Origin of the sequence: Aliifodinibius sp. S!AR15-10 (assembly GCF_031569985.1) — a bacterium.
Classification (GTDB): domain Bacteria; phylum Bacteroidota; class Rhodothermia; order Balneolales; family Balneolaceae; genus JAMQKA01.
Genome location: NZ_JAMQKA010000005.1, coordinates 1 through 13,979 on the forward strand (window position 1 = coordinate 1; position 13,979 = coordinate 13,979).

The window sequence follows — 13,979 nt, forward strand, 5'->3', positions numbered from 1 at the left end:
TCATCTGGAGATCACTTCACTCGAAACAACCCGAAACCGAATTTTTACTATTGCTGAAATTCACGAGATACTCTATCAGCAGCAAAGCCTAAAAAAAATTCCGTTCCATGAGTTTGTCAAACGACTGATTGGTATTTTATCCTCCAATAAGGATCAGAATGGCCACCCTAAAGTCAAACTTCAACTTAATTCATTGGACCTTAATATTAACCAGGCGGTACCGCTGGGCTTAATGCTCAACGAAATATTATCGCGACTAAGAAATGGGAATGGAAACAGCTTGTGTAAAAGTGTGCAACTTTCTTTGGATGTTGTTAGATCAAAAGAGATAAACGTCAACTTCGATATTCAGCACCTCAATCCTAAAATAAAGAAGCAAATCACGCAACCGGCTAACTACCTTCCAGCGACCTTGATTAAAGTTCTCTGTTCTCAACTAAAAGCAGAATTTGTTCACAAAAAGAATAATGGTATCGATTCATTCAATATTTATTTTACGAAGGAGGAGAAACTTGGGTCGGCCAGTAATATTTGATTCGTGAATTATTACCAAAATCGGTCGGTTTGCAATGTTATTTAAAAACTTTCAATAGACAAAGTGTGTCGTGAGATGAATTCATAAAGAAAGAGCCAATTAACCCTACCGAATGGACGATCGAATCAAGAAAAGTGAGAAAAAGACTTTTGGAGGCCATATATAGGTTATGGGTTCCTCAATTTATTATCTGGGCATAATCGAAAAAATCACCAGATGATTACAACTCCATTTAGTTCGATGATTTAGGCTGTGCAGATCTTTTGTTTGTTTCTTCCCTAGATAGTACTTACTATTTTAAATAGCGTAAAAGGGCGCATCCAGTCCGCGGAAAGGACAGAAGTCCACCTTAAAGAATTTGTTGTAAGTCTACGAACTTACTTTCTGCCTGTATGTGCGGACAACGGGCGTAACGGAAGGAGTTCGTCATGCCATCTAAATCATTACCATCCAGGCCGAGCTTGGATCATCTCAAACACCAGGCGAAGGATTTGCTCAAAGGCTGGAAAGCGGGAAAACCTGAATCGCTTGCCCGGATTCGGGAATTTCACCCTGAATTCTCAGACAAAAGCGAGTACGAAGCCCGGCACACCCGGTTCTTACTTAGTGATGCACAACTAGTGATAGCGCGTGAATACGGATTCAAGAGCTGGTCGAAGCTGAAGACACACATCAAACAACCGGGCTCTCAAAATCAAGCCTGGTACCGGACCATATATAAAAGGCTGAAGTCGCTGGGGGTTCGTATGATTGCTATACCCGTGCTCAAAGATTTTCGTCAGGCATTTGAATCAAGGGACGCATCGGCGGTTCGGAAACTACTTCAGCAGCATCCCATTATGCGTAGAATAATTGATGAGCCGCTCTTCCCGTTCGCCTCACCGGCGCTCGTATACTTTGCCGGGCAGAATGACCTCGCACTGGTAGAGGTGTTACTTGAATTCGGCGCCGACCCGAACCGACGCAGCGATTGGTGGGCGGGAGGCTGGCATGCTCTGCACTCCGCCGAGGGTACCGTAGCCGAACATCTGCTCGAAGCCGGTGCCGAGCCGGATGCCTGTGCGGCCGCTCATTTAGATCGGCCTGATTTGCTTCGCGACATGTTGGATGAGGATCCGTCGCGTATCCATGAACGCGGCGGCGACGGACAGACGCCCCTGCATTTTGCCCGCTCGCGTGATGTGGTGGATTTGCTGCTTGACTGGGGAGCCGACCCGAATATACGGGACCTCGACCACCGTAGCACCCCGGCACAATGGATGCTTAAAGCCAAGCGCGGGGCGGGGCGTTACGAGCTGGCTGCCTATCTCGTTGAACGAGGTGCCTCAATCGACATTTTCCTTGCCGCAGCGCTCGGCCTGACGGAAAGGCTTCGCGAATTGCTTCAGGACGCCCCAACTCTTCTTGAACTTCGAACCGGCCGGGGTGAATACGGAGAAAAGCCGCCAATCAGTTTCCATATTTATACCTGGACCATCGGCCAACACCTTTCGCCGCTTCAGGTCGCTGCACAATTCGAACAGCATGAGGCGTTCGAAGTGCTGCAAACTTTTGCGAATCCCAAAGACCATTTCTTGGCTGCATGTGCCCAAGGGGATGAGTCTGAAGCGAAGCAGCTTCTTAGTGAGCATCCAGGGCTTTTCGATGAACTGACAAAGGAAGATCGACGCGCTCTGCCGGATGCAGGCTGGGCCGCCAACGCCGCCGCGGTTGGACTCATGCTTGAACTCGGATTCGAGCCAACCACTCCTGGCCAGGATGGGGGAACGGTGCTTCACTGTGCGGCATGGATGGGGGATGCTCAGAGCGTCCGGATTGCATTGCGTTATCCGGAAGTTCGTGCGCTGGTCAACCAACCGGACTCCACCCATGATAGTACGCCGATCGGCTGGTGTTGCCACGGTGCCTGCCATAACGGAAACCCCGAGGGTGACTACCCGGCTGTTGCGCGATTGCTTCTGGAGGCGGGGGCAAAGCCTGAGAGTAACCTGGAAGGTGTGCCTGAAGATGTGCTCTTTGTGATCCGAGAATACGAAGAAAACCGGCGGAACCCATAACGACTTGGCGCTTAAGGTGCGTACGAATTAGTGTTAATTTTATTTCCAGTTTATGAGTTGGCACCGGGAAATCAAAACCGGAAGCTAGGGCGGGGCACGTCCGTTGAAGCGCCTTGTTATGGCTCGAAATCACCAATGAAATTCAGAAAAGTCTTGCCTAATTCAGTAATCTCAAGTGGTCTAACTTTAGATCCTGACGATTCAAGAATATCCTTTTTGGATGCAAATTCCGGGTATTCTTCAAGATCCCCAGTTTGAATCAAAAACCGAGAGTTGAGATCTTCAATTATAGATCTAAAAACCAGTCTTTCTATTTCAAGTTTTGAAACTAAAATGAATTGACTGTATAGTTTTCCCAGTTCTTCTATCTTGGAAAATTGTCCCGAATATTTCTCAAGGTTGGCTAATACCGTAATATGTGTAACACTCAATTCATCTACGAAATGAAGGAACTGATACATTTTGTCAAAATTTACTGCATCAGGGTTCCCTACATTAATCAGGGCATTCTTTAAAGCTAGGATTTTTTCTTCTTGGTGGTTATGAACTGCAATTGATGTGGCGTTAAGAAGTGCAGAAACAAATTTCGGATCATTAGCAACTTCTTCAGGTGACCGGTGGTATTTTTTATTTATTTCATCTAAAACAGCTATTATTTCATTTCGCCAGTTCTCTTTCCTTTTTTCAATTGGATTTAAAAAAAGATCTCCTAGTTCTGCAATCAATCCTCCTGCGAAGGGTATTCCCGCAGCTGCTCCTTTGAGTGCAGCAACAATTATTTCTTCTTTATTTGGCATATTGTTTTACTAAAAATCCCATAAGTTGCAGGCGCCGGATGTCGAGTTAATTACAAAATGAAAGATTAACTAATAAATGGAAGGGAGGCAAGGCAACGGCGAGGTGCATCCCCTTAATGCGCTTGATAGCCACATTTTTTGAGCGTTAGGCTTCTATAGTCCCTAATTGTGTTCCAAATTCAGTCTCAAGATTATTTTTAATCTTTGGAATTTGCTTTTCGACGATATCTGAAGCTTCATCCGAAATTTTTAATGCATACTGACTATCGACATTATATCGGTCTTTAAATGTACTCAAACGCAAACTTTCTGAATATTTTTCAACCAATTCATCAATCAACTGACAAGTTTCTCCGGTCAACATGATCCGCTTTTTATCAAAGTATATTTTGAACCTTTGATAGCTTTCAGCTGCTTCAGACATCTCTCTTTTTCTGCGATCTTTATATTTTTCACCAGTACTTGGTTTCAAGAAAGCAGTTAACTCTTTAATACTTTGATCTAATTGGACTAGTCGGCTATATATTTCTGACATAACTTCAAGCCTTTTTTCATGCACTCGAGAGTGTTTTAGATAATCAATTTGAAGCTGCTTTCTGTGACTTTCTAGTTCAAAATCTAACTTTTGCTGGTGCTCAGATGAGATTCTATCAAGTTCTGTTTTAAAAGAAACCAGCCTTTTATCAATTAAATGATTACCAATTGAACGTAATAACCAAGCAATAGCAGCTATTACAATCGAAAAAATTCCAAGATCTTTAAGTAGTTGTGTTATGTCCATAGAAGAATTAATGTGGCTAACGACCTTGCGCATAAGGTGCGCACGAAAAAATGTTGATTAGTTAAATAATGAACGGAAAGCTAAAAAGCCAGAAAGCGGCGGTAAAGGGCGAGGTGCCCCCTTAAAGGCGGGTTATATGGCGATATTAGACATCACTTATTCATTATTGAGCTCTTCTGCCAAGCCGATGAGAAGCCCTTCCGTTCCGCGAATGTAGCAGAGCCTATACGAGTCCTCATACTGAACCACTTCGCCAACAAGCTGAGCGCCATGTTTGCTTAACCTAGATACCATCTCATCAATGTTTTCAACAGTAAACATGACGCGAAGGTAGCCGAGAGCATTCACAGGGGCCGTACGGTGATCTGAAATAGTAGGCGGAGTGAGAAATCGCGAAAGTTCTAACCGGCTGTGGCTATCGGGGGTAACCATCATGGCAATCTCTACGCATTGAGAGCCCAGTCCCGTGACGCGACCTGCCCATTCACCTTCGACAGTAGTTCGCCCTTCGAGGATCAGGCCAATCTCTGCGAAGAAAGAGATTGCGTCATCGAGGGATTCTACAACGATGCTGACATTGTCCATTCTTAGTAACTTGTTTTTTGCCATAGTTTTATCTCCTAATGTGTTCAAAGTTATTATCCCATATAAAGTTTTGCTGAATTAGTTGCATTACGCTGTCATAACGCCAATGTAATTCGTGTTATCATTGCATCAAAAGAAATTGAACATCTTTAATTATACTGATTAGATGGACTATTCGCTTGGTGGAAATGCGACATTGCCAAAGGGCAATTAAGACAATAACTTTTATTAATGAGCAGAATTGCAAAGCCATATAACGACATTGCACTTAAGGGGCAGGCGCCGGAGTGTCGAGTTAATTACAAAATTAAAGGTTAACCAATTAACGGGAGGCGGGCAAGAATGGGGCGAGGGGCGTCCCGACGATCCTTATAGAATAGGACGTGAAAGTTGGAGCATACTATCGATGTTATTCATCTTGGTATAATCCTGCATTATGAGTCCCTTCTCAAGAAGCTGCAGATCTGCCGGATGTTGCAGCAGATGAACCCACAGATCTTGCGCTTCTTGTTTCGTTAGCTCTTCTTTCAAGTAATAGCCTATTTGTTTGACGATAGTCATAAATCACTTCTAGCTGCATAATTTGCCTAATAGATCCTTCGTAATTGGAAAATGGTAGGATGTCCCAATTAAATATCATCCCTGTCACAGCTCTCTATCCACTATCTTGCTATATTAATAGCAGAACATAATGATGAATGTGAAAAGGGAGAACGTTATGGCATATCAATGTAAACAGATTTCGGATTCCGTATATCGTGGTTCGGTATATATTTTCTCTTTAATCCTGGTTTTTTTGGCCTTCATTTGCTTAAGCCCGGTACAGGGCCAAATAAGTAGCTTGAAAATCGGTGATCGGATCAAGATTACAGTACCGTCGATGAGTAAATGGCCTATTGTTGGAAAGGTTGATACCATCTCAAACTCTACACTCCGGTTATATTCTGACAAAAAAAATCTGGTAATCCCATTATCAGCTATTGACAAAATGAAGGTGAGTCACGGAAAAAGAAAGGCGAGACCAGAAGGAGCGATTCTGGGGACTGCAGCAGGTCTTTTTATAAGTCTGCAGTTTACCAAAAGCTATAAGGATTGCCAGGGATTGAGCTGTATTGGACGGCTCTATAATTATTTAATCGTTCCTGGAGGTATATTTGGTGGAGCAGCTGCAGGTGTTCTTGTTGGATCCCTTTTCGAAGTCGAAATTTGGAAACCCATACGATTAAAAGCAGACTTGACTGTCACAAATAATAATTATCGCACTAACACCTTTCCCTCTCTAAGTATCAAGTGGACGATGTGAGGGCGACCGGTATTTTCACCTGGTTTACGACGCTGATAAGTTTGATGATCAGATGCTTTTCGATGAGATGGACATTGATGTGAAGATCCGAAAAGATAGGTGTTAAAAAATAAAATAACTCATTTAAAAACAGAAAAACTGGCTACTATCGAATCATCATTTTTTACAATTTTGGGATCCAGTATACCCTTTGCATCGTATTTACCTAAAATATCCAGTAATTCGTCTATAAAAACCGAATAGTCTAATTCTTCCTGTACATAATAATTGAGCTGATCATCAGCCTTTAATTCATATCGTTCAAACTGTCCTCTATATTCACTTATTGAAACTCTGCGGGGCGTTCTTTCAAGTGTGATGTCAGCAATTATTTGTAAATCACTTGTGTTATGAACGTGAGATTTTAATACAACGAAGCCGTTCTGGGTTATAGGCTCATAATTAATTACTTGACTACGAGTACCTACCTTTTCCTCCAGGGAAATAGTTGATTTATCCTGCTTTACAGAATTAACCAAGGAGCGAAACCTTTTGACTGCTGAACCAACCCTTCTTCTGTAATCATCATAATTATTTACAGTAAAATAATTGTAATTTCCCGAGCTGAACAAAGATCCCTTTATCATGCTCTTATCTACGACATTTTCATCATCACTAGCCGTCAAATTAAAATCAATAACGCCCCCGTAGTCATTAACTACAGAAAAAGAATATTCCTTATTACTTATCCAAATACTGGTTCCTGGCTCAACTGTCCTTCCGGAAGGTGTTTTAAATGGAACAGTTGTCCTTGTGTCTTTTATTGAGTCTACCTGGAGTAATGTGGCTAAGTTATCAATGAAATCTCTCGTTTCTGTGAGTGATAACCTGATGCTTGTTTTAGGATCCTTATAAATATCAACCGGCGTAGACAAGCTAAGTATGCTTCCATAGACGGTCCCCCATGATGCCTCTTTTTTTGTAAACTTCATTTTCATTAATGTTTGGCCATAATCATACAGAGTGATTTCGCCTAAATTATGTTCGAGTAGGAGTCCATTATTTATTGCTAGGGTGTCGGGATTTTGGTATTCGTTTTGTCCCCAACTACTGGATGCAGAAAAAAATAAAATTGTTAATACAAATAAGAGCGTACGCATTGTCTCCCTTAAACCAACATTCGAATTTATATTAAAATAAAATAACCCCGACCGTTTTCAAACGACCATGGCTAACTATACAAAGTTATATTACACTCTATAGATACTTTTCAGAGCAAATCCTTACAAAGGAATTTGAATTGGACGGCAGGACAGGCGTGTATGTGGCAATTTAGTAGAAAGTGGATTTCCCTCTATATAATGGAAATGGTGGCGTCCAGGCGTCCAAGAGGAGAACTGGTCTTTGCGATCAAGACCAGATATGTTGAAATTGCTAAAATATGGTACGGACAAATTTCTTTCTCAAAGAGAGAATGTAAAAACAGGAGTTATCATGGCATACTACCTGGTAAAAGCCCGACCTAAAAAAGAAGGTTTGGATGAGCTTTTCGAGCAGTTGGAAAAGGATGCTTTTCTGGATCTGCGACCGTTTGGAAAGGCACTAACGCATGGGCTACGAAATGCTCGTCTGCGCCAAACTGGTATTGCTGTTTGGGAAGAGGAGGATTATTGCAGCCCTCCTCTGGCCGAAGAACGAGCTGCTGTGCTCGATGATTATTTCGAGGAGATTGAGGTCGAAAAAGTTCAAGAAGGAGAAGGATGGCACCAGATCCAGAACCTGCCAAAGTTATTCCCCACGCTGGCTGATACATGACCGGTCTACTTCAGTTTAGTCTCTCCGTGATCGATAGACCTGGCTTCTCCTTCCCACGTCCGTTTTAAAGGTACCCATCGGTTGAGTCTAGGTTTGATTTTTTTGTAAGGTTAGGTGACGTAGAATGCCCCGGCCGAGAGCTTCTTTAAAACTTTTAAAGCAGAACTACCGATAGAACCTAAGCAGTATGGGTACCAAAGATTGCGAGGAGAAATCTTCCAATTTATTGAGATCTGGTATTACCGCCAGCGCTTGCATTCTACGCTGGACTACCGCCACACCGGCGGAAATGCAAGAGTATTTAACCCAACAACAAGAACGGGCTGCATGATCTGGCTTATCTTACTGTCCATTTTTTAGCAATTCCACATCACCAATATTACTACTATTTAATTCTAAATAGTAGTAATATTTATATGGGACTGCTCTAAAATAAATGAGGGCGCGTATGAAAAAAGATAGAAATCATAGCGAGAGTTTTGAGAGGATGCGCGACCTGGTAACACAAAAAGACTGGAGCCAAACGCCCCTTGGCCCTAAGGAGGAATGGCCACAAAGTCTCAAGACCTTGGTAGAATTACTGCTGGATCACCCATTCCCATCCATATTAGTCTGGGGACCAGATCTTATCCAGATTTATAATGATGGTTATCGTATGATCGCTGCCAATAAGCATCCCGAGTCGTTGGGTCAACCCACGCAGAAGTGCTGGCCGGAGGTCTGGCATATCAACCAGCCGATCTATGAAAAAGTGTTCAATGAGGGCAACTCGATATTGCTGGAAGATCAACTCTTTCCGATTCACAGCCATGAATATAAGGAGGATGCATACTTTACCCTCTCGTATAGTCCGGCACGCAATGATATGGGAGATGTTACTGGTGTTTTCCTGACGATATTTGAGACCACTGAACACAGGGAAGCAGAACAGAAACTCCGCGAGAGCGAGTCTCGATTGGACGCTTTTGTGACAGCAACCTCAGAAGTTGTCTATCGCATGAGTCCCGACTGGTCTGAGATGTACTACTTAAATGGCCGGGAGTTCATCGTTGACACTGAGGAGCCCCGCAAAACGTGGCTAGAGGAATACATACCTGAGGATGAGCAGCCTCGTGTGATGGAAGAAATCGACAAAGCCATCAAAACGAAAAGTATGTTCAACCTCGAACACCAAGTGGTGCAGGTGGATGGAACCCTGGGGTGGACCTATTCTCGTGCAATACCCATTCTCGACAGAGAAGGTGAAATAAAGGAGTGGTTCGGTACCGCGACTGATATTACCCAACGCAAACAGCGAGAGGTAGACCTTCGCGAAACCAAGGGAAAACTGCAGATGGCACAAGATACTGCCCAATTGGGATATTGGGAGCTGGATTTGGATACAAACGACTTTTCCTGTTCTTCTATTTGTAACGCTCATTTCGGTCGTGCACCCGAGGAATCCCTAACATATGAGGATATATTACAGTCCATTCATCCCGATGATTGGGATATCAAGAAGCAAATTATGCAGAATGCGTTGGAGACAGGAGAAGAGTATGAGGTAGAATACCGCATTTTCTGGCCTGATGATACCCAGCGATGGATCTACACCCGCGCCCGTCCCTTGGGTGAAGCCAAGCTTTCCGGTGTAACTCTTGATATTACCGAACACAAGAAAATTGAGCAGGAGTTGGAACGTCATATCAGGGCAGTTCAGACCTCTCGGATAAAGTTGCGATCACTGGTCAATGAATTGAACAAAGCCGAAGAAAATCAACGCTATATATTGGCTTGTGAACTGCATGACAACTTGGGACAAATATTAGACTTGTGCAAAATAAAATTCGATGTGTTGATGAAAGACAATCCGCAACATATTCCGACTGCTGTTCATGAAATAAGAGATCTCATCAACGAAGCCATTAGTTGCACACGGAGATTGGTGAATGACCTGAAGCCGACTCCTACAGAGAAAAAAGAAGAGTTGGATTCGGCACTAAAATGGGTGGCCGGAAAAATGGAAAGGCACGGTCTTGTGGTGAATATCGAAAATGGCGATACGCACAAAGCTTTAGACCAAAGAAGCCTAAATACGCTCGTACAAGCTGTACAGGAGCTGCTTTTTAATGTAGTGAAACATGCCGATACGGATCAGGCCTGGCTTACCGTTAATTATCCCAACAATTTTGTGCAAATTAAAGTTAAGGATGAAGGTAAAGGATTTGATCCAAAGCAATATATGGAATCAGACGGACAAGACGGCTTCGGCCTGTTTAATGTTCGACGACGAATTGACCTGCTGGGCGGTACCGTTACTATTGAGTCGGAACCCGGGGAAGGTACTACGGCCATAGTACAAATTCCGTTAAAGGAAACAGATACGTCTGATGGGACTTCGAAATCACAAAAATCAACAAGAAAGGCCGACCCGACTTCATCCTTAACTCCCGCTGTGATAAGCGTCTTGGTGGTTGATGACCATCAGATGATGCGCGAGGGGATAGCTGGAATTATTAACACGGAAAACGATATGTATGTTGTCGATGAGGCGTCAACGGGTGAGAAGGCTATCAGTCTGGTTGGTCAAGTGCAACCGGATGTCGTTATAATGGATATTAACTTGCCTGGTATAAACGGTATTGAGGCAACCCAAAAGATTAAGGACGACTATCCGAATACCAAAGTTATCGGCATATCATTTCTTAACGATCAGGAATTGATTAATAACGTACTTAACGCCGGTGCTTCCGATTTCATCGGCAAGGATGAAACATTGCAAAGCATTTGCCAAGCCATCCGTGATGCAGTCAGCTAATTTTTTATACTGTTAAACATTGTTAGACCATAACAGTAATCCTGGTCAACTATAGGTCGAAGCTAAGATGCAACACTTTTCTACTCTTGTTGGGATAACTACTTTTACAGTTAACAATAAGAGTAGGTTTTTATACTTCCCTTTTCTGTCTCGGTGTCGGCCAGCTGGACCAACGGGTGCCCGGGGGTCGATAAAACTTTTTGGGTAGATTCTTCCATAATCTAGGGGATTTTACCGTTAACTTATCTACAAAATGAGCCTTTTATCCACACTAAATCACGGTTTTTGGAGTTTTTAAGGAGCGACTAATTATTCGGACGCCACTGGGGATTCTATAGATCAGGGGGAGGGGCTTTACCAGGCTTCCATTTTTTTAGATTAAAATGAAGTCGATGGGCGTGGTCACTATTGTTAGGGGCAAATTTCTGAATGACTTCTAGATTTTCTTTGCTTTCGATTTATAAATCTAAATAGGTGTAGTAGTATCAGAGGGATTTGAATACTTTGCGAATTATTTATGACTACTGTGAACCCACTAATGTACCAACTTTGAGTATCACTGGTGCTGACTTTTGCTATTTTATCCGTGTACACAGCCGCCAAGAGTCCCGGGGCCACCCATCTTTGTGGGGACCCAGCCGCGATCAACGGTATTGACATATACATTAATATCGTGTCAAAGAATAAATTCGTTTCTTTTACTAAAGTCGAAACGAGTAATTTAAACTGATATTCCATAGAGGGTCATCATTTTCAATCTCGCTATCAATAACTTTGTTGATGGTGGTTGAGAATGTAAATGGAATATCTATCATACCCAGAGCAATACTTGAGGCCACATAAAAACCGTCGATCTCATCAATTTTTAAGTAATAGACCTGTGGCCTTAGATTCATGTACAGATCATTAAAAAGAGAGATATTTGGAATACTGCTGTACAGGCTCAGATAGTGCGTTTGGTCCGGCACGGATGATTCAAAACCGTGTCCGCCCAAATAATAGAACCCAACATCAAAATTTTCGGTAACGGAATAACTTGTATTCAAATCACCGGCTAAAAATCGTCGTGCCTCAATAATTTCTTCGTATTGGTTGGTCTCATCGATCAGAGCAGGTACGGTTCGAAATGAATAGGCAGGATGGGCACCTATTCTAAATGAAAATTTATCGTGGTTTACGATATCATACCGAAACCAAAACAGGAAAGACCACGGTTTGCCTTCCAGTGAGAATCTTAGTTCCGGTTCGAATCGAAATCTTTTTCCAATTGACAAATTAAAAATTGCCGCCGGCTCACCAAGAGCCAGTGATGGCACAGTGGAAATTCCCTCATTCATTACACTTATGCTACCCGAGACATCCAGTTTTTCGTTAGAATTTCCCTGTGATAAACCCGGATATGCAAGGATATTAAAAACAATCAACAGGATGGAGGTTTTAAATAACCTTGAATGTGTCATATGTCTGATTGTACGTTCAAAGGCAGTGTTTGATCTTTTTATTACTGATAAGGCTTTTAAATTAAATTTTTCGACTTGATCAGAAATGTTAACTGCCATCGGCCCTCTCATACTCTTTCTCCGTTACCGGACCCGACCAGCTTGTTCTGCCTTCATCTAAATCGGGTACAATAGCCGTGTGCGTCATTGATTGTTCGGGAGAGCCACCATGCCAGTGGGGGACATTTGCCGGCGCTTTGATCACGTCGCCCTCACGGATGACCTGTATTGGTTTTCCTTCCTCTTGATAATATCCAACACCTTCCGTTACGATGAGAATCTGTCCGCCTGCATGGCTGTGCCAATTGGTTCTTGCCTTAGGCTCAAACATTACTTTACCTGCTACGGTATTTAGGTTGTCACCCGGTTCTACGATCATATTGACCCACACGGTTCCGGTAAAATTGCCAACCAGAAACCTCGTTTCCTTTCGGCAGGATAGTGGACATATTATAATGTTCATCACTTTCAGTTTGAGCCATTACCTGGAGTGCAGGCATCAGCAAAAAAGCGATCACTAACATTGAAGTCGTTTGTTGTATAAAATTCATATTTGATAATGTTTTATTTGATGATTTTTGAGATAGTAGATTTGCCGGGTTTTTAAAGCCTATTCAGACCTGTTGTCCAGTACGTTATCCAATACGGATTGAGCTGTTGCAGCTTTTTCTTCACCTAACGTGGTTTCAATGATATCCACAAAATGCTGCAATTGGCCGGGGGTTAATCCGACATTCAGGGAGATGTTCATATGCCCGCCGAGCATCGGTTCCACGCCATCAAGGCTGCTGAGTATGGAAATGACCACCAACTCTCGTTGGGCGTAGGTTAACACATCACGTTCAAACAGATCCGCAAACAGGTGTTCTTTTAGGAATCTGTCAATGGCGGGAGCAAAAGCTCCGTAGCCCGAATCCGGATTACCCCAATTTGAACCGGTCAGCTCGTACAGGGTTTCCACTCCCCGTTCGTATTTGCTTCGTTCATCATTGATTGGAGATGCTTCCGGGCCCTGTTCATCCTGGATGCCGTCAGCCTCACGCTCATCCAGGACCTCCATAAAGGTATTAAGCCCGCGAATACTGCGGGGGAATCCGGCGTATGCATACAGATGAACCATCGATTCTTTGATCTCATTGACCGTCAGGCCGGCATCCAATCCGTTATGCAGTGCAGGTTTTAAGCTTTGAAGGTCACCGATGGCCGTGTAGGCTGCAATCGGGATTAATCCTTTTTGTTTTTCAGTCAACGCCTGGTTGTTACCCGGGTTACCTAGTGCCATAAGGTTAACAGAATAACAGCTTATGGCTAGAACTAATACGATGAACCTTTGCATTGTGATTTTCCAACTTAAAGAGTTACAGATTAATTTCTATAGGACAGGCAGTTCAGCAAGATAACGAGGATCAGTCATCGCCTCCTGACATCAATCTTGTGAATGACAAAGAGCCCAACTTCCAGCTGTCGTTCTGTTTTACATACACTTCGGTAACCTCAAAGGGATTGGTAACTTCATTCCCACCAACTTCGGCTACCAGGGTAATCCGGTTCAACAGGATGGCCGTATTGTCGATGATATTCACCGATACCTCGTGGATATTGACATCTTTGTACCAGATTCCTCCACTTTCTATGATGTTGAGTTCACGGTCTTTGTCCCAGGTTCCTCCCATTATGGACAAACTCCGCTTTTTCGTGAAAGAGGTTCTCCAGGGCCTCCACACATTACCCAACCGGTCGAGGACATGATAAGCAGCAGTGTCAAAGAAGCTATTTTAAAGCAGGTCTTTGCAAGTTTTCGATTCATCATGACGTTATTTGTAATCGGTTT

Annotated in this window: 13 protein-coding genes and 1 pseudogene; 5 read left to right on the plus strand and 9 right to left on the minus strand. The window is 43.1% G+C overall.

What is annotated here, in order from left to right:
• Positions 1 to 535, plus strand: a 535-nt coding sequence (locus tag NC796_RS04870; RefSeq protein WP_310682636.1) for a histidine kinase dimerization/phosphoacceptor domain -containing protein, incomplete at its 5' end; no start/stop codon positions are given.
• A gap of 428 nt (positions 536 to 963) precedes the next feature.
• Entirely contained in the window at positions 964 to 2,592 is a 1,629-nt protein-coding gene (locus NC796_RS04875; RefSeq protein ID WP_310682638.1) for an ankyrin repeat domain-containing protein, read from the plus strand.
• A 116-nt stretch (positions 2,593 to 2,708) separates the two neighbouring features.
• On the opposite strand, the gene NC796_RS04880 is transcribed toward NC796_RS04875, so the two are convergent.
• The 4 genes from NC796_RS04880 to NC796_RS04895 all read right to left on the minus strand — a co-directional run bounded on the left by NC796_RS04880 (position 2,709) and on the right by NC796_RS04895 (position 5,316).
• Positions 2,709 to 3,389 (minus strand): hypothetical protein, encoded by a 681-nt coding sequence (locus NC796_RS04880; protein WP_310682640.1) that lies wholly within the window; start codon positions 3,387 to 3,389, stop codon positions 2,709 to 2,711.
• Positions 3,390 to 3,534: 145 nt separating this feature from the next.
• A complete protein-coding gene (locus NC796_RS04885; RefSeq protein WP_310682642.1) occupies positions 3,535 to 4,170 on the minus strand; it encodes a hypothetical protein in 636 nt (211 codons plus the stop codon).
• Between the two features lie 156 nt (positions 4,171 to 4,326).
• On the minus strand, positions 4,327 to 4,779 hold the full coding sequence (locus NC796_RS04890) for a VOC family protein (protein WP_310682644.1): 453 nt from the start codon (positions 4,777 to 4,779) through the stop codon (positions 4,327 to 4,329).
• A 345-nt stretch (positions 4,780 to 5,124) separates the two neighbouring features.
• Entirely contained in the window at positions 5,125 to 5,316 is a 192-nt protein-coding gene (locus NC796_RS04895) for a hypothetical protein (RefSeq protein ID WP_310682646.1), read from the minus strand.
• Between the two features lie 130 nt (positions 5,317 to 5,446).
• Between NC796_RS04895 and NC796_RS04900 the strand changes: the two genes are divergently transcribed.
• Positions 5,447 to 6,058, plus strand: coding sequence for a hypothetical protein (locus NC796_RS04900; protein ID WP_310682647.1), 612 nt, complete (start codon positions 5,447 to 5,449; stop codon positions 6,056 to 6,058).
• Positions 6,059 to 6,177: 119 nt separating this feature from the next.
• On the opposite strand, the gene NC796_RS04905 is transcribed toward NC796_RS04900, so the two are convergent.
• Complete coding sequence (locus NC796_RS04905) at positions 6,178 to 7,029, minus strand: hypothetical protein (protein ID WP_310682648.1); 852 nt, start codon at positions 7,027 to 7,029, stop codon at positions 6,178 to 6,180.
• Between the two features lie 502 nt (positions 7,030 to 7,531).
• Here NC796_RS04905 and NC796_RS04910 point away from each other — a divergent pair.
• Complete coding sequence (locus NC796_RS04910; RefSeq protein WP_310682649.1) at positions 7,532 to 7,852, plus strand: hypothetical protein; 321 nt, start codon at positions 7,532 to 7,534, stop codon at positions 7,850 to 7,852.
• Between the two features lie 448 nt (positions 7,853 to 8,300).
• Positions 8,301 to 10,649, plus strand: a complete 2,349-nt coding sequence (locus NC796_RS04915; protein ID WP_310682650.1) for a response regulator — start codon at positions 8,301 to 8,303, stop codon at positions 10,647 to 10,649.
• Positions 10,650 to 11,350: 701 nt separating this feature from the next.
• On the opposite strand, the gene NC796_RS04920 is transcribed toward NC796_RS04915, so the two are convergent.
• The 4 genes and pseudogenes from NC796_RS04920 to NC796_RS04935 form a co-directional block, all read right to left on the minus strand.
• The gene (locus NC796_RS04920; protein ID WP_310682651.1) at positions 11,351 to 12,109 is read right to left on the minus strand and encodes a hypothetical protein; all 759 of its coding nucleotides are present in this window, start codon (positions 12,107 to 12,109) and stop codon (positions 11,351 to 11,353) included.
• Positions 12,110 to 12,197: 88 nt separating this feature from the next.
• Positions 12,198 to 12,611, minus strand: coding sequence for a cupin domain-containing protein (locus NC796_RS04925; protein ID WP_310682652.1), 414 nt, complete (start codon positions 12,609 to 12,611; stop codon positions 12,198 to 12,200).
• Positions 12,612 to 12,758: 147 nt separating this feature from the next.
• Positions 12,759 to 13,430, minus strand: a complete 672-nt coding sequence (locus NC796_RS04930) for a carboxymuconolactone decarboxylase family protein (protein ID WP_310682654.1) — start codon at positions 13,428 to 13,430, stop codon at positions 12,759 to 12,761.
• A 124-nt stretch (positions 13,431 to 13,554) separates the two neighbouring features.
• Positions 13,555 to 13,870, minus strand: a pseudogene (locus NC796_RS04935) (nuclear transport factor 2 family protein); the annotation flags it as partial.
• Positions 13,871 to 13,979 lie beyond the last annotated feature (109 nt).